Raw genomic sequence first — 16,337 nt, 5'->3', positions numbered from 1 at the left:
TTGGTCTTCCTAACGTGGTCGATGAGCCGGCGTCGAACGACGTCGGAGACTGAACACGAAGGAGTGATCATGCCAGATTTGAACACCGACTCCCCCACCTTGATGGATTCCGACCAGACTGCCGCCACAGCCTCGGTCCAATGGGCGGCCGATCGTTTGGCGATGCAGGACACGCTCGCCCGGTACAGCTGGGGGTACGACGAGGGAGATTTCGACATGCTTGCCGGTTCTTTCACCGAGGACGGCACCACGGGTGGGACCGTCGCCGATTCCGACGCCGCGTGGGGTCCGACCAAGGGAAGCCGGGCCATCGCTGAAGTGCTCAGGGAGATCCGCGACTCGCAGACGTCCCAGCGCCGCCACACCACTCATACATTCCGCTTCGAGAACCAGACGGCGACTTCCGCAGACATGCACTGCTACGTCGTCATCACCGCGACCGAGGGCGGAAAGACCGAAACTCTGACAGCGGGCTGGTACCACGCGACGATGGTCAAGAATGCGGACGGTCAGTGGCTCATTGCCGACCTCACCGCCCGTCTCGACAGTCCTTTTTGAGTCTGGGGCATTGAAATGTATGACATGAGAGGAAAAGTCTCGCTGGTCACCGGTGCCGGCTCCGGCATCGGTCGAGCCACTGCTTTGGCCTTGGCAGAAAACGGTGCCACAATCGTCATCGCCGACATGGATTTCGCTGCAGCCGAAGAGACCGCGGCCTTGATCACTGCAGCAAGCAGCGACCCAGACACCGGTGCCGCACACACCGCCCCACTGGCGCTCTCCTGCGATGTCACCCGTCCCGCTGAAGTGGCCAGGGTGTTCGCTGCCATCGATGACAATTTCGGGGGCCTCGATTATGCGGTGAACAATGCGGGGATCTGCACCGAGGTCGGTCCAATCTCCGACTACAGCCTGTCGAGCTTCAGAACGATGATGTCGGTCAATGTCATGGGAGTCTTCACCTGCCTGCAGCATGAAGTCTCAGCTATGCGCCGTCGCGGAGGAGGTGCGATCGTCAACCTCAGCTCGATCTTCGGTCAGGTCTCCGGACCGGGCTATTCCGCCTATACGGTGACCAAGCACGCAGTCGAGGGGCTGACGAAATCCGTGGCACTAGAGAACGCCGAGCACGGCATCCGGGTCAACTGTGTGCGGCCCTCGGTCGTGCAGACACCCCTGATGACAGGCAAACACGTCAATGCCGCGCCCGGCAGCAAGGAATGGTCGGCCTATGAGAATGCGAACCCGACCAAGCGCAACGCCCAGCCCGAGGAGATCGCAGCAGCGATCGTCTGGCAGCTCTCCGACGAGGCGTCCTTCGTCTCCGGCGGAGGAATCAACCTCGACGGCGCCTACCTGGCCCGCTGACCCAATCTGAGGAATCGATATGAGAACTGACACGAAAACAGGTCTGGTCACCGGAGGCGGTTCTGGAATCGGACGTGCCACGTCACACGTTCTGGCTGAGCGCGGACACCATGTGATCGTCGCTGATATGAACATCGACGCCGCCGACAGAGTCGTGGCCGAGATCGAGCATGCTGGTGGAGTCGCCAGCTCACATCAGGTCAACGTCTGCAATGACGAAGAAGTCGAATCGCTCTTTGCCAGAATCAGAGATGAATTCGGCGGTCTCGACAGCGCCGTCAACAACGCAGGAATCACCGGACCGATCGGCTCGATTGAGGACTTCGACCTCGGTGCCGCGCAGACCATCTTCGACATCGACATCATCGCGGTCTTCGTCTGCCTGCAGCAGGAACTGAAGATCATGCTCGAACAGGGTTCCGGCAGCATCGTCAATCTCAGCTCCATCTGGGGACTGACCGCTGGCGCGAACTATGCCGCCTACACTTCGGCTAAACACGGGGTTTCGGGACTCACTCGAGCAGCCGCTCTAGAGACAGCCCGGACTGGCATCAGGGTCAACGCTCTGTGCCCCGGATTCACTGTGACCCCGATGCTGACGGACCAGGGGCTCAAGCTCAAACCAGGAACCCCAGAGTTCGATGACGTCGGGGCGATGCATCCGATGGGCCGCCTGGGCGATCCTGAGGAGATGGCGCAGACGATCAGCTGGCTGCTCAGCGAAGAGGCGAGCTTCGTCACCGGGCATCTCATGTCGGTCGATGGGGGATTCGTCGCACAATGAGCACTTCAAGCGCACTCTTCTCTCCGCTGACGGTCGGGGGAATGGAACTCAAGAACCGGATCGTCATGTCGCCGATGCTCATGTATCACGCGGACGCTGACGGACATGTCACTGATCGTCAGGTTCTTCATTATGGGGCGCGGGCGCTCGGCGGGGTCGGGTTGATCATGAGCGAAGTCGTCGCCGTCAATCCCTCCGGCCGTATCTCGGGAAATGACATCGGGCTGTGGACCGATGCCCACATCGATGGGATTGAATCCATCGCCGAAGCGGTTCACAGTTGCGATGCCAAGTTCGGCGTGCAGCTGGCTCATGCAGGACGAAAATCGCACCTCGACGGATGCGTGGGACCGAGTCGGATCGCGCACTCTGCGAATTCGCCCGTTCCCGCCGAACTCTCGGCGACCGACATCGAGGCCATCGTTGAGGACTACGCGCAGGCAGCTAAGCGGGCGGATGCCGCCGGAGTCGACTGTGTGCAGATCCACGCGGCCCACGGCTACCTCATCCACGAGTTCCTCACCCCGATCGCCAATCAGCGCAGAGATGCCTACGGCGGACCGCTCGAAAACCGTGCGCGACTCCTCCTCGACGTCGTCCGAGCGGTCCGCGCGGAGCTGCCGGATGACAAGCCGCTGCTCATCCGTTTCTCGGGAGATGACCATGTCGACGGAGGAGTCACTCCGGAAGAGGCAGGCATATTAGCGGGATGGCTGGAAGAAGCGGGAGCGGACTTCCTCGAAGTCACCTCGGGCAATATCACCGACACCTATGACGCAGAGGTCTACCCGGCCTACCAGGCGAAGTATGCGCAGGAAGTCGGGCGGGCGACCAACTTGCCTGTCGGCTCCGTGGGTTCTATCCACTCTGCTGACCTTGCCGAATACTTGCTGCGAGACGGCGGGCTCGATCTCGTGTTCCTCGGCAGAGCCCTGCTGAGGGACCCGTTCTGGCCGATCCACGCGGCAGTTCACATCGGCATCGACCCACCGCTGCCGATTCCCACATATGCCCGGGCCACGGGCCCGTTCGAACGCGGCTTCTAGACAGAAATCGTAGCCTCGGTTGAGAGAAAGGCTGACCCATGAATGACGCGACACCTGCGACAGCAGTCAACGACGCACGGACCCTACGGCTCGTGTGGCCACAATGGCAGGGTGCTGGGGCAGACACTGCCGCAGATTTGGTGCCAGAGGTGAGCAGGGAGCGAGCCCGACGCGGCTACAGCGTGGGTTCACGCGTGCTCGCAGCTGTTCTGCCCGAGCACAAAGGCCCGTCCGTATTCATTCCTGTCGACGCAGGTGACCCCGACGAAGGATCGATTAACGGCATCGAATCTCGCACGGCCGTGACCTCCGCCGCGCAGGAGGCCTTCAAAGCGCTGAATGCTCATGATTTCGACCGAGTACTTACTCTCGGCGGAGAATGCTCGGTCAGCGTGGCCCCATTCACCTATCTGGCGCATAAGTATGGTGACGACCTTGCAGTAGTCTGGATCGACGCCCACCCCGACTCGGACACTCCGGACACAGCCTACGACGGCTACCACGCGATGGCCGCGGCCACCATTCTCGGCCACGGCGACCCACAGATCCTCAGCCAACTGCCCGCGACCGTCAGAGCTGAGAACTTCGCCTACGCCGGGCAGCACTCCGGTGAAGAGGATGCTCTCACTAACGTGCGGGATTGGGCACTTCCGATCTTCACACCGGATAGCTTGCTAACGATTCAACTGTGCTCCTCGACTGGCTCAAGGGCACGGGTGCAAGCAGAGTGGCGATCCATCTCGATGTAGATGTCGTCGACAGTGACGAAGTGTCTTTCGGCCTCGGCGAAGAACCAGGCGGACTCTCCCGATCTCAAGTGCATCGGATCATCGATGATGTGGCCGCGGTGGCCGACGTAGTGGGACTGACGATCGCTGAGTACGTGCCCCGCAATCTGCTGCAGCTGCAGGAGATGCTCAACGGATTTCCGCTGATCGGCGATGATGGACTTCGCTCGGTGTGACGTCGTATTTAGATTTGAATGAGCGGCTGAAGTGAGACAGATCCGAGAACCCCAGCTCGAATGCGGTATCGGAAACAGACCGGTTGCGACCTTCTGCCAATGCGGTGTGAGCCACCTCGAGACGGTGGTCGAGCAGCCATTTCATCGCCGATTCATTCTCACTGGCAAAGGCTCGGTTCAAAGTCCGAACGCTGATGTTGAGTGCAGCTGCGATCCGCCCTGCAGTCAGTGAGGAATCCGAGGCGTGGGCACGCATGAAAGTCTTGGCACGGCTGAGATGGCCCGCGGAATCACTGATCGCAGGGACACCTTCGACGTTCGTCAGTCCCACAGCGACGATGTCGAGAATCGCTGAGTCGAGCCGGTCTCGAGCGGCAACTGGAAGAGCCTCTGCCTCCATGCTCAGTTCGCGCAAATAGCGGGAGACGAGACGGGCGACGGCGGAATTGCCGTCGAGCCGGATAGCAGAGAACCGCTCGGGAGTAGCGACTCGCGAGACCAACGACGAGCGGGGAATCTTGACCACGACTTCCCTGTAGGTATCCGGGAACTCAAGTCGGTAGGGTGCACTGGTGTCGTAGAGCAGAATGTCACCACGGCCAGCCTGCGCTCGGCGCCCGAACTGCTCGACAGCACCGTTGCCCGAATATTTGACACTGAGCAGAAGATGATCGGACGGGACGTCGGCGACGAGCTCATCCGAGCGTTCATAACTCACCGGGCCCGACTCGACCTCGGAGACCTGAAGGCGGCCGAAACCGACAAGACGCATTCGCGCGAAGAAGTCCGACCCTCGTTGCATGGACATCGTCAGGCCGGCGTAGGTCGATCTCACTTGCTCTTCCCACTGTTGGCGCGAGGCCCAGACAGCGGAGGCTTCAATGCGTCGTTCTGCGGTGTCCATTCCGGCCTCCTCACCCTGTCGCCCATTTTACGACCGGTGAAGAACATTCACACCCGTCGTTGAGTCTTATCAAAGTCGAGTGTCCCATGGAATACCGAAGACAAACCCGAATGGCGCAAACGAACGAAGCAGTTGTCGCATCCAGTCAAGCTTCGTTCGAAGAGCATCCATAACGTTGGTGGCACCACCAGATCCATCAAGCGAAGGGATGCTTCTGCAATGACGCAGCCGCCGTTGTTCCAACCATTGACAGTCCGACAGACTGTCAAGCCCCGGGTTTGATGGAGAGTTTTCTACTTGGAAATCGTCAGCTTGTGCACGAGCTAGGCAGCCCGTGGCAGCGCGTTGAAATAGTCTGCTCGGAACGCAGCGGGAGTCGCACCACCGAGTGCTCCGTGAGGCCGGTACGTGTTGAACCAGTGCACCCACTCCGCCGTGGAGATCTCGACATCATCAATACCTTTCCACGGACCCTTGTTCCGGATCAGCTCGGCCTTATAGAGTGAATTTAAGGCTTCGGCAAGGGCGTTATCGTACGAGTCGCCTTTCGACCCGACAGAGGCGACGGCGTCTTGTTCGGCCAGGGCCTCGCCATAGCGAATCGCCCGATACTGGACCCCGCGATCTGAGTGGTGCACCAGCCCGGATAGGTCGCCACCTGCACGTTTCCGCTGATAGATCCCCATCTGCAGAGCATCAAGAGCCAACTCGGTATGCAGCGATCTCGAGACTTGCCAGCCGACGATCTCGCGGTTGAACACGTCGGTGACGAACGCGACGTAGACCCACCCGGTGAACGTGTGCACATAAGTTATGTCGGCAACCCACAGCCGGTCAGGGGCGAAAGCCGCGAAGTGGCGATCGACGAGATCGGCTGGACAGTTCTCCCGCGGTGCTGACCGTGTGGTGTTCGGTGCTTTGGCCCTCTTGATCCCGTGTAATCCGAGGTCTTTCATCAGGCGTTCGATCGTGCATCGGGCTACATGCCCGCGCCCTAACGGGTCGGGTTCGCGGTTGAGGACGATGTGCATCTTCCGGGCTCCGAACGCATCGTAGTTGTTCGTATGCACCCTGCTGATCTCCTCTTTCAGGATCTCGTCACGTTTCTGCCTATTCGAGGCTGGCCGCTGTTTGCGGGCATAGTAGGTACTCGGAGCGATCTTCACGCCGGCAGCACGCAGCGTGGAACAGATCGGCTCGACTCCGAATTCGTCCTTATGCTCGTCGATGAAGGCGACGATTACTTCGAGGGGCGGTCGAGCTCCGCCGCGAAGAAAGCCGACGCCGACTTCAGGATCTGGTTAGCCCGGCGCAGTTCCCGGTTCTCTTTCTCGAGGTCCTTGATCCGCTGGGCATCAGCGGTGGTGGTGCCGGGCCGGTCGCCGGCATCGACCTGGTCCTGGTTGACCCACGACCGCAGCGTTTCGGGGTTGACACCGAGCTGGTCGCCGATACGGCGGAAGATGCCGCGGCGGGCACCCGGGTCAGCTTCGAGTGCGTCGAGGACCATGCGGACTGCTCTCTCACGAAGCTCGAGCGGGTATTTCTTTTGGGGCATGACAGGGAAGTCCTTTCCGTGGCTTCACTGTCTCCATTATTCCCGGGGCGAATCAGACAACGTTCAGGAACCGAGTCTGGGTTTCGCCCATGTGCCAGTACTCGTGTGAAGACCACGACGGGATTCCGGGAGATTGGCATCTGGTTCATCTGGGCAAATTTGCTTCAGGCGGCGCAGGACTCGTCTTCTCCGAGGCGACTGCTGTCTCCCCCGAAGGCCGAATCACCAGTGAAGACACCGGCCTGTGGAATCATGACCAGGCTCGGGCATGGTCGCGAATTGTCGACTTTCTCCATACACAGGGCGCCGCTGCTGGAATGCAGCTCTCTCATGCAGGGCGCAAAGCCTCGGACTATCGACTCTTCGACCCCCGCGAGGGCTCGACCAAACCCATCGCAGAGGGCGGCTGGCGGACTTTCGCTCCGTCAGCGGACGCGTACCCCGGTTTCGATGTGCCTGAGGCACTCGACGGAGCCGGGATCGAGAAGGTCGTCGAGGACCACGCCGTAGCTGCACGACGAGCCGTCGACGCCGGCTTCGATGTCATCGAGATCCACGCCGCTCACGGCTATCTGATCCACGAGTTCCTGTCCCCGATGAGCAACGATCGCACAGACGAATACGGGGGAAGTCTGGAGAACCGTGCCCGCCTTTTGCTGCGTATCATCCGCAGAGTTCGGAAAGCGATCGGAGACAGCGTTCCGCTCTTCGTCCGATTCTCAGCGACCGATTGGGCCGGGGAATGGAATGAGGAGCAGGCAGCACAGACCGCCGCTTGGGCTCATGAAAGCGGGGCAGACTTCTTTGACATCTCCAGCGGGGGCCTGACAGATGGGATATTCATCTCGGTCGAACCGGGCTATCAAGTCCCATTGGCTGAGTTCGTGCGCACTGAAGCTGCGGTGCCTGTCTCGGCTGTCGGCTTGATCACCACACCTGAGCATGCGAATGGGATCGTGGGGTCCGGTCGTGCAGACGCTGTCATGTTGGCTCGACAGATGATCAGAGACCCCAATTTCGCTTTGCGTGCGGCCCACATCCTCGGTGCCGACATCGACTACTGGCCACGCCAGTATCTGGGAGCCCGGTGGCCCAGACACGAGGCCAGTATGGCTCGAGAGGTTGTGTAGACGTGTTCACCATCGCCTTCATCACCAAGAGAATCGCAGGCATGAGCCTCGAGGAGTTCACCAACCACTACCAGACGACTCATTACAAGCTCGGTTCGTCACTTCCTGGCCTATTGGCCTACCGACAGGCGTTGATCGCCCATGGTTGTCAGCTCTGGTCAGATCCGGAGTCTTATCCCGGGTATGACGCATTCTCCACCTACCGTTTCGCCAGTCGCCAGGCAGCAGATCACGCCTTCGCCTCCCCCGAAGGGCTCCAGCTGCTGGATGACACGGGGACATTCATGGACTGGCCCAGTGTTCTGTCCATTCCGGTGGAAGACATCAAAGATTTCGTGGCCCCGCCTCGGGGATGAGGCGGGGCCACGTCATCACATGAGCGCCGAGGCGGTCGCGCAGCTGTCAGCGCTCATCGATCGCTTCAGTGCGCTTCAATGCGCGTCGGAAACCTCAGTGATCCTCGGTGACCTTCGAGTTCGTCAGCGTCCGTGCGCCGATGAACCCGAGGACGAGGACGATGCCGGCGAGCACGGTGAACGAGATCTGCTGGGAGTGGATGAAGCCGGCGACCATCGTCGAATCCCATGCTCCCTGCGGCAGCGTCGAGCCGAGCACGGTGGCCATGATGGTGCCGACGATCGCCACGCCCACGGCATTGCCGAGCTCCTGCGCGGTGTCATTGAGCGCCGAACCGATCGAAGTGTGCGTCTCGGGCAGTGCGCCGACGAGAGCCACGGCACCCGTGGTCATCACGGTCCGCATGCCGAAGGTCATGATGAGCATGCCGATCGCGCACCAGAGGAATCCGTGCGAGAGCGCAAAGATCCAGATGACGACGCTGAAGAGGACGAGGCCGACGCCGCCGATGGACGTGGCGCGGTGCCCGTACTTCGCGACGGCACGGTCGACGAACGGACTGGCGACGAGCATGCCGACGACGAACGGCAGGTTCGCGAGCCCGGCCTGCAGCGGCGTCCACCCCCACGCGAACTGGTAGAGCTGGGTGGAGACGAACATGACACCGACCATGGCGATCATCGTCGCGGTCTGGAGGATCGCCGAACCGCTGACAGTCGGCAGGGCGAGCAGCTTCAAGTCGAGCATCGGATCGGCCGCGGTCTTCTCGCGCCAGATGAAGCCCACCAGTGAGAGAATTCCAGCGGCGAAGACGGCGATGGTCAGCGGGGCGGTCCAGCCGTTCTCGACTCCCGCGGTGAAACCGTAGAGGAGGAAGCCGAGCGCGGCGACCGAGAGCACAGCGCCGGGGACGTCGGCTCCGCCGGTCCGCCGATCAGCGGGGTCATCGGGGGCGATGCCGAAGCGCACACCCAGCCAGGCGATTGCCGCCACGGGTGCGTTGAGCACGAGAAGAGCCTGCCACGGCCAGCTGGCGATGGCGAGTCCGGCGAGTGTCGGGCCCAGCGCGAAGCCGATCATCGACACGACCATGATGAGGCCGATCGCCTTGTTGCGCAGCTCGTCGAGATCGAAGAGTCGGAAGATCAGAGACATCGTCAGCGGGGCGATGAAGGCGGCAAAGGCTCCCGAGAGGGCGCGCACGATGATGAGCTGGGCCGGGGTGGTCACGAGCAGTACGGAGAGTCCGGCGAGGCCGAAGAGAGCGAGCCCGACGAGGAGGGTGCGCCGTCGGCCGAGCTTGTCACCCATCGTGCCGCCGACCATGAGCAGGCCGCCGAAGGTGAGCGAGTAGGCGCCGACGATCCACTGCAGATCAGTCGGTGAGGCACCGAGGTCGCGGCCGATCGTCGGCAGCGCGATGTTGAGGATGGAGTTGTCGACCATCTCGACGAGCATGGTCAGGCACAGGGCAACGAGAGCGGGCCAGGCGGCGCGGAGACTCTGCGGCTTGCGCGACGGAGTCTCCACGGCGCCGGAAGCTGGGATCGGAGTAGTCATAGCGGTCCTTTCAGATCGAAGGGAGGGAATTCATCGAACCTCGTTCGTTTATGGAACGTTGTTCGAGTCAGTCGAACCATGTTCGAGAATAGAACGTTGTTTGATACTTCGCAAGTCCCTCGGTAGATTCGGACCATGGCTTCTGACACACCTCGGCGCCCAGGCGGCGGCACCGACCCCCGATCCGCCGGACCCGATCCACGCACCGCCCGGGCGGCGCGGATCCAGCGATCGGCTCAGGCCCGGGAAGCGGGGCAGGCTCGCCGAGCAGCGGCCCAGGCTCACGGAGCGGCAGCTCGAGCACGCGGGGCAGGCCGTGCGGATCTCCGTCGCCGAGGCGGCGGCAGGCAGCCGCGTGCGCGGGCTTCGCTCTCCCTCGATCAGATCATCGAGGCGGCGATCGCCACGCTCGATGCTGTCGGTGCGGAGAAGGTGACTCTCCGTGGGTTGGCGGCTCAGCTCGACAGCGGCGTGGCCAGCCTCTATTGGTATGCCTCGGGCAAGGACGAGCTCATGGCGATCGTCGCCGATGAACTCCTCGGGCGTGCCCTCGATGATGCTGATGAGCTCATCGATGCTGGTGAGGCGACTCCCTCGATGTTCGCCGACTATCCGGGGATCGATCTGGGCGAGGCGACGAGCGAGGTCACGGCCGAGGCATTGGCCGACATCCGCCGCCTCGTCCTCTGCCTGTTCGTCCAGATGATCGAACATCGCTGGCTCGCCGGACAGCTCATCAAGGCGGGGCCGGACGAACCGAACTCGCTGACCTATTGGGAGCGGGTCGGCCAGGCGCTCCAGCGCACCGAGCTCGACCTCACGACCCAGTTCCACGCCTCGCTGGCCGTGGTCAACTACGCCTCAGGCATGGGCGCGGAGGTCTCCCAGGGGGCGATCGACAGAGACGCGATGGACGACGCCGATGCCGAATTCGCCGAGCAGATCGACCGTTGGTCGAGCTTCGATGAGCAAGAGTTCCCCTTCGTCCACTCCGTCCTCGGCGAGTTCGCGAAGTTCGATGCGAAGTCCGAGTTCATCGTCGGACTCCACCTCGTCCTCTCCGGCATCGAACGGCTCACCTGGAGCTGAGCCAGCGCGGCAGCTCTCCCTACCCGTCCAACAGTGCCGTGAGTTCGGCGACCGTTCCCACCGGCAGGGAGCATTGCGTGCCCCGACAGACGATCGCCGTCCCCGCGGGGACGTCCACCTCGTCTCCGTCTGGCCCCGGCACCCCGGTCGAATCCGTCAGCAGAGTCACCGATGGGTGCCGCGCAGCAGCTTGGCGCAGCTCTGTCTCGTGGGTGGCGACCCGGACCGGGCCGAGCGCGCGCTCAGCCTGCCAGAGAGCATGCCCACAGCCGCGCGGGGCCTGTCCGGCGAGCGCCCGATAGACACCGAGCAACCGGTCGCGCTCCTCGAGCAGCCGACCGGTGTCCACCGGCTCAACACCGCCTGACTCGGCAACGTCGTCACCGGCAGAGCCGTCACCGGCAGAGCCGTCACCGGCAGCGCCGGTCCCACGATCGGCCCCGCCCGCCTCGACCCCGAGTTCGGCGAGCAGCAGCACCGCCTCGGCCGCGGCCGACCGGCCCGAGGGCACCGTGTTGTCCACCGGATCCGCCGACTTCACATCGATGATCCCGTCACCGAGCGAATCGACGACCTCGAGCACTTCGTCCGGTTCGCCCGCGGTGAAGAGGTCGAGCATCCGCGCGATCGTCCCGGTCAGGAATTCCACCGGCACCGAGGCGGCCCCACCCCGGAGCTGCCGAACCGTAATTCCAGCGGTGATGAACTGCGCCCAGTCGGCCAGTCCCCCGCGCCCGGGTCCGGCCTTGCCGCCAGTGAAGCTGCGCCGGATGTCGAAATCCGCTGCCCCGTCGCCGTTCGGGTCCGCTGCTCCTCCATCACCCGTGACTTCGCCACCCGCACCGTCTTCACCCGTACCATCGTCAACTGCCCCGATGAAGCGCGCACGCATCGCCGTCCAGTAGCGCAGCGCGGTTCTCCCCCACGACTCAGTCTCGGCGGTACCTTCCGCCCCACTCGAATCTCCGGCGGCACCATCAACTGCCCGCGAACTCTCGGCACCATCCACACCACGCGGATCTTCAGCACCCGCGCCCATGTACAGGGCCGCCTCGGCGAGGGCGGTGACACCTAAGGAATTCCACTCGGTGATGATCTTCTCGTCGCGGGCCGGCTGCGCACGCCGGGCCCGGATCTCGTCGAGGACCTCCCGTTGGCGCCGGGTGTCGGCGATGTCCCACGGCGCGGGGTGCGCGGCGTCGAAGGGCACATCCTCCATGCCCAGCCAGTCGATGATGCGCACGGCCGCGACCACCTGGCCCGACAGCTCAGCGCCGGCCGGCGAATCGACGAGGCCCAGCAGGCCCGCCTGTCCGGCTTCGGCGAATTCTTCGGGAGTGAACACATACGCCGCCCCCTCCTCGGCGACCCCGGCCGAGTTGAGCGAATCGGCGTCGAGCGCAGCGATCAGCCCGTCCTCGGTCGACAGATCGCTGACCAGGAAGTTCGCGGTGTCGGCGATCTCCCGCTCGGCCAGCGCCAGCCATTTCGACGCCGGATCCAGGGCGCGTTCGACCTTCGCCCACGCGGTCACCGCGCGCAGGTAGAGGGCGTTGTCGTAGAGCATCTTCTCGAAGTGCGGCACGAACCACTGCCGATCGACGCTGTAGCGCGCGATCCCGCCGCGCACCTGGTCACGCATGCCGCCCGAGGCGATTCTGGCGAGCGTGCTGCGGACCGCGATGAGGCAGTCGAGGGCGAGTTCGCCGCTCAGGTGCCCATCGGCGCCGAGCCAGCCCAACCGCCCTTCGGACCGCACTCGATCCACTGGATGAGTCTCCGACTCGTCAGCCGTTCGGTTGTTCAGCCCGTCGGCCGATCCATTCGTCGAGGCGGCTGCGCCCTCCGCGAGGTTCACCGCGGTCGCGTCGCTGCCGTCCTCCTTCGCCGAGGCGGTCCCACCCAATCGCACGAACGCCGCCAAGAGCTGGAGGACGTTCATCATCGGCGGGAACTTCGGCGCCGCACCGAACCCGCCCCAGGCCGGATCGTAGGAATCGAGGAGAGCAGCGGCAGCGGAATCGAGCTCGTCGGCACTGAGCAACTCGGCGGCCGCCTCGGCGGGCAGAGCGCTCGTCACGGCGTCGGCCATCTCGGCCAGGCCGCGGTCCATGCGCTTGGTCATCTGGTCGACCTCGGGGCGGCGGTCGGTCCACGTCTGCGACACAGCGGTGAGGACCTGGGTGAACGCGGGCAGGTTCCCGCGCGGAGCGGGCGGGAAGTAGGTGCCCGCATAGAAGGGGCTGCCGGTCGGGGTCGCGAAGATCGTCATCGGCCAACCGCCCTGCCCGGTCATCGCCTGCAGCGCGTTCATGTAATAGGAGTCGATGTCCGGCAGCTCCTCGCGATCGATCTTGATCGGCACGAAACGGTCGTTCATCACTGCCGCGATCGCCTCGTCTTCGAAGGATTCGTGCGCTATGACATGGCACCAATGACAGGTGGAATACCCGATCGAAATGAGGAGGGGCACGTCACGGCGGGCCGCCTCGGCGAGGGATTCCTGGCTCCACATCCGCCAGTCCACGGGATTGTCGGCGTGAGCGCGCAGGTACGGGCTGGTCGAAGCGGCGAGTTCATTCGGCATGGCCCCAGCGTCTCACTTCGGACCGGCGCACGCGAGGGCAGAGCAACAATCCCCGCCATCCCAAAAAGCAAGGAAACTGGTTTTATGGAATGATGGAATCATGAGCGTGACCCCGAACGAGACCACGGGAACCGCCCACGAGGCGACCCCTCCCACCGCACCGACAGCCCTGGGCAGCACGGGCATGTCCATCACGGTCGTCGCCTTCGTCGTCTTCATCGCGGCGTGGATCGGAGCGAAGGCAGTTGCCCTCACCGCCCCCACCAGACTCACCGGACTCTCCGGCGCGAGCGATTTCGACCTGCTTCGGCTCGTGCTGTTCGTCATCGCCGGCGCGGCCGCCATCGTCGTCGGACGGCAGCTGAGATCGATCCAGCGCAGCGTCTTCATCGTCATCACGGTGTTCTACTTCGTACTCGCCGGGCTGGGATCGATCTTCGCCTCGGACAGTTTCGAGGGCGATGTCCCGTTCCTCGCGATCCTCACGGCGATCGTCTTCGTCGCCGACCTGGCCTATCCGCTCATCATCGCCCAGGTCCTCGCCGTCACGGTCTCTCGAGTCACGCCCGTGGCCGACGCCGACGACGACACCACGGCCGACAGCGTCGGCGCCACTGTCGCCGACGCCGCCGACGACACCACGACCGACAGCACCACCGACGCAGCCACAACCACCGAGGTCGCCGAACTCGACGCCCGAGCTCGCCGTCACGGCAAGACGGCAGCGACGTTCCTCTTCATCACGGCGGCCATCACGATCATCGTCTGGCTGGCGCGCACGGTGCCGCTTTACCTGCCGTACTCGCAGTTCACCGACTGGGCGACGAGGTCTGGGCTGTGGACGTGGGCGGATGTCCCCAACGCGATCGCCGCGGCGGTCGGCTCGGTCGCCGCCGTCTTCGCCCTCCGCGCCGTCGCGGAGTCACGCGCACTGCCGATCCCTGATCCGGTCGCAGGTCCCCACCCGAAGCAGGCACGCCCGAAGCTTGCCCATACGCTGACATTCCTCACGGTCGCCGGCGGTCTCTATTTCTGCCTGACGTCGACGTCCATCGCCATCGGCTTCGCCTTCGGAACCGATGGAAGCTACCCCGCGTGGGCGCTGGGAATGATCCTGTTCACGCTCGGCTCCATCGTGCTCGCGATCGTCACCCTCGACGCCGTGACCAGCCGCCGCACGACCCCGACCACGCACTCCTGAGCCCGCGCACTCCTGAGCCCGCAAGCCCTGCCGCACGCCTGCCCGTCAGCACGCACGTCCCCGACGCCACACGTCCCTGAGACTCCAGGTCCCGATTGTCGGCACCCTCTTCCCTCGCCCACCCCTTTCTTCTACTCTAAGTAGAAATCGGCGGTGAGGGAGCCGACCCCCGGCCCCGCCGCTGACGGATGGGAGGCCGACCGTGAACGCCGAATCAACCTGGAACCTCGAGGCCAAGGACTGCTGGGAACGCCTGCGCGCGACCTCCGTCGGACGCCTGGCCGTCATCGTCGACGATGCCCCGGAGATCTTCCCGGTGAACTTCACCGTCGAACATTCCGCGCTCGTCATCCGCACCGGCGACGGCACGAAGATCGACGCCATCCGCCGTCACCCGCGCGTCGCCTTCGAGATCGACGGCCTCGAGTCGGGGTACGCGTTCAGCGTCGTCGTCAAGGGCGAGGCGAAGGAGATCAGCGCCCCCGAGGAGCTCCGCGACACCGTCTCCCTCGACGTGTCACCGCTGCAGGCGGGCACGAAGAATCACTTCATCCGGATCCTCGCCGAGGTGGTCACCGGCCGCTGCTTCCCCGTGACCGATGCCTCGACCTGGGAGTCAGCGCTCAGTCACGTCGCACGCGCACCGCAGGAGTGACTTCCGCCCGCCTCGTCACAGCGCTTCGACGATTTCGACGAGGCGGTCGGGGATGTTCGTGATGATGCCGTCGGCGCCGACGTCGATGGCCCGCTCCATCTCGCCGAGGTCGTCGACCGTCCACACGAGACTCGACATCCCGAGCTCGTGGACGGCGGTGAGGAAGCTTTCGTCGGCGGCACGGAACTCCGGGTTGATCTGGTCGACCCAATCGGCGAAGTCCTGGAGTTCGTCCGGGCACGGCCGGCCGAGGATGCCGACGGGGATCTCGGGCGCGAGCCCGTGGAATTCGCTGATGAACGCCCAGTTCGCGGATTGGACGACAAGCATGCCGGCGGCCAATGCCCGCTGCAGGTAATTGGGCACGGCCCGCAGGGAATGAACGATCGCCTCGGCGATTCCGGGATAGCGTTCGGGGTGTTTGACCTCGAGCAGCAGGCCGGTGCGGGTGTCGTGGACGAGGGTGAGCACCTCGGCGAGGCGGGGTACACCGATGCCGGCGAACTGCTCACCCTTCCAACGTCCGGCGTCGAGGGTGGCGATCTGGGCGGCGTTCATGGCCGCGATCGACCGGTCGATGCGGCCGGGGTAGAGGTTGCGTGCGTCGGTGGTGCGGTCGACGGTGGTGTCATGCATGATGATGAGTTCACCGTCGGCGCTCATGTGCACATCGGTCTCGATCATGTCCGCGCCCTGGTCGATGCCGGCCATGAACGCGGGGATGGTGTTCTCCGGCCAGTCTTCGGACGCGCCGCGATGTGCGATGACCAGGGGCGGGACACGGTGGCGAGTGGATTCGGCGAGGTCGGCGCCATGGTCGGCCAGATCTGCGGATCGCCGCGGGGCGGGTCCGGCGGTGGGGGTGATGAGGGTGATGGGCATTTTCAGAACTCCTCCACGGAGACTGCAGGTTGGGGATCGAGCAGCAGTGGGAGCGGCCGATCGAGCTGTGCTTGACGGGTGGTCGGGTGGTGCTGTGGCGGCCAGCCTAGACGGCGAGGGCGAGTTCCCGGTGATATGCGGGTGGACGGGACGTGAATCCTGCCGGTGCCGGAGCTTGACGTTCGCTTGGTCGACGCTGCGCGTTCGGCATTGACGACGTTCCGCCGCAGTCGGCAAGGCAATCGCCGCCCC

General features: G+C 64.0%; 16 protein-coding genes and 1 other annotated feature. Of the genes, 11 read left to right on the top strand and 5 right to left on the bottom strand.

Features of this window, described 5'->3' with window-relative positions:
• Positions 1 to 69: 69 nt before the first annotated feature.
• From J9314_RS02605 to J9314_RS02580, 6 genes are all read left to right on the top strand, one after another.
• On the top strand, positions 70 to 558 hold the full coding sequence (locus J9314_RS02605) for a nuclear transport factor 2 family protein (protein ID WP_210604348.1): 489 nt from the start codon (positions 70 to 72) through the stop codon (positions 556 to 558).
• Positions 559 to 582: 24 nt separating this feature from the next.
• Positions 583 to 1,368 (top strand): SDR family NAD(P)-dependent oxidoreductase, encoded by a 786-nt coding sequence (locus J9314_RS02600; protein WP_210604347.1) that lies wholly within the window; start codon positions 583 to 585, stop codon positions 1,366 to 1,368.
• A 19-nt stretch (positions 1,369 to 1,387) separates the two neighbouring features.
• Positions 1,388 to 2,152 carry an SDR family NAD(P)-dependent oxidoreductase gene (locus tag J9314_RS02595; protein ID WP_210604346.1) on the top strand — a complete coding sequence of 255 codons (765 nt, stop codon included), beginning with the start codon at positions 1,388 to 1,390 and terminating at the stop codon, positions 2,150 to 2,152.
• Complete coding sequence (locus tag J9314_RS02590) at positions 2,149 to 3,198, top strand: oxidoreductase (RefSeq protein WP_210604345.1); 1,050 nt, start codon at positions 2,149 to 2,151, stop codon at positions 3,196 to 3,198. Before J9314_RS02595 ends, J9314_RS02590 begins: the two co-directional genes overlap by 4 nt.
• A 194-nt stretch (positions 3,199 to 3,392) precedes the next feature.
• On the top strand, positions 3,393 to 3,947 hold the full coding sequence (locus J9314_RS02585) for an arginase family protein (RefSeq protein WP_210604344.1): 555 nt from the start codon (positions 3,393 to 3,395) through the stop codon (positions 3,945 to 3,947).
• A gap of 20 nt (positions 3,948 to 3,967) precedes the next feature.
• Positions 3,968 to 4,162, top strand: coding sequence for a hypothetical protein (locus J9314_RS02580; protein WP_210604343.1), 195 nt, complete (start codon positions 3,968 to 3,970; stop codon positions 4,160 to 4,162).
• Here the strand turns inward: J9314_RS02580 and J9314_RS02575 are convergent.
• Positions 4,116 to 5,066 carry an AraC-like ligand-binding domain-containing protein gene (locus J9314_RS02575; protein WP_210604342.1) on the bottom strand — a complete coding sequence of 317 codons (951 nt, stop codon included), beginning with the start codon at positions 5,064 to 5,066 and terminating at the stop codon, positions 4,116 to 4,118. The two genes, J9314_RS02580 and J9314_RS02575, sit on opposite strands and share 47 nt — an antisense overlap.
• 323 nt (positions 5,067 to 5,389) lie before the next feature.
• Positions 5,390 to 6,624 (bottom strand): IS3 family transposase gene (locus tag J9314_RS02570; RefSeq protein WP_425514167.1). Its coding sequence is split into 2 segments (ribosomal slippage): positions 5,390 to 6,345 and positions 6,345 to 6,624, totalling 1,236 coding nucleotides; the frame shifts between segments, so codons are not numbered across the junction.
• Positions 6,218 to 6,346: a sequence feature (AL1L pseudoknot), on the bottom strand. (Overlaps the previous gene by 129 nt.)
• A 35-nt stretch (positions 6,625 to 6,659) precedes the next feature.
• On the opposite strand from J9314_RS02570, the gene J9314_RS02560 reads away from it, so the two are divergent.
• Positions 6,660 to 7,754: an NADH:flavin oxidoreductase/NADH oxidase gene (locus J9314_RS02560; protein WP_246490719.1), complete on the top strand. Its 1,095-nt coding sequence runs from the start codon at positions 6,660 to 6,662 to the stop codon at positions 7,752 to 7,754.
• Positions 7,755 to 7,756: 2 nt separating this feature from the next.
• On the top strand, positions 7,757 to 8,110 hold the full coding sequence (locus J9314_RS02555; protein ID WP_210604340.1) for an EthD domain-containing protein: 354 nt from the start codon (positions 7,757 to 7,759) through the stop codon (positions 8,108 to 8,110).
• Positions 8,111 to 8,204: 94 nt separating this feature from the next.
• Here J9314_RS02555 and J9314_RS02550 read toward each other — a convergent pair whose 3' ends face one another.
• Positions 8,205 to 9,671: an MFS transporter gene (locus J9314_RS02550; RefSeq protein ID WP_210604339.1), complete on the bottom strand. Its 1,467-nt coding sequence runs from the start codon at positions 9,669 to 9,671 to the stop codon at positions 8,205 to 8,207.
• 135 nt (positions 9,672 to 9,806) lie between these two features.
• Here J9314_RS02550 and J9314_RS02545 point away from each other — a divergent pair, with 135 nt between their 5' ends.
• Entirely contained in the window at positions 9,807 to 10,760 is a 954-nt protein-coding gene (locus J9314_RS02545; RefSeq protein ID WP_210604338.1) for a TetR/AcrR family transcriptional regulator, read from the top strand.
• 19 nt (positions 10,761 to 10,779) lie between these two features.
• Here J9314_RS02545 and J9314_RS02540 read toward each other — a convergent pair whose 3' ends face one another.
• Positions 10,780 to 13,347, bottom strand: a complete 2,568-nt coding sequence (locus J9314_RS02540; RefSeq protein ID WP_210604337.1) for a thioredoxin domain-containing protein — start codon at positions 13,345 to 13,347, stop codon at positions 10,780 to 10,782.
• A gap of 100 nt (positions 13,348 to 13,447) precedes the next feature.
• Between J9314_RS02540 and J9314_RS02535 the strand changes: the two genes are divergently transcribed.
• Complete coding sequence (locus J9314_RS02535; protein WP_210604336.1) at positions 13,448 to 14,548, top strand: hypothetical protein; 1,101 nt, start codon at positions 13,448 to 13,450, stop codon at positions 14,546 to 14,548.
• Between the two features lie 202 nt (positions 14,549 to 14,750).
• Positions 14,751 to 15,203, top strand: a complete 453-nt coding sequence (locus J9314_RS02530) for a pyridoxamine 5'-phosphate oxidase family protein (protein ID WP_210604335.1) — start codon at positions 14,751 to 14,753, stop codon at positions 15,201 to 15,203.
• A 15-nt stretch (positions 15,204 to 15,218) separates the two neighbouring features.
• On the opposite strand, the gene J9314_RS02525 is transcribed toward J9314_RS02530, so the two are convergent.
• Complete coding sequence (locus J9314_RS02525; protein ID WP_210604334.1) at positions 15,219 to 16,085, bottom strand: glycerophosphodiester phosphodiesterase; 867 nt, start codon at positions 16,083 to 16,085, stop codon at positions 15,219 to 15,221.
• Positions 16,086 to 16,337 lie beyond the last annotated feature (252 nt).

Source organism: Brevibacterium oceani, assembly GCF_017948325.1.
Classification (GTDB): Bacteria; Actinomycetota; Actinomycetes; order Actinomycetales; family Brevibacteriaceae; genus Brevibacterium; species Brevibacterium oceani.
Note: the sequence above shows the minus strand (reverse complement) of the source record. Positions and strands in the feature narration are given on the sequence as shown.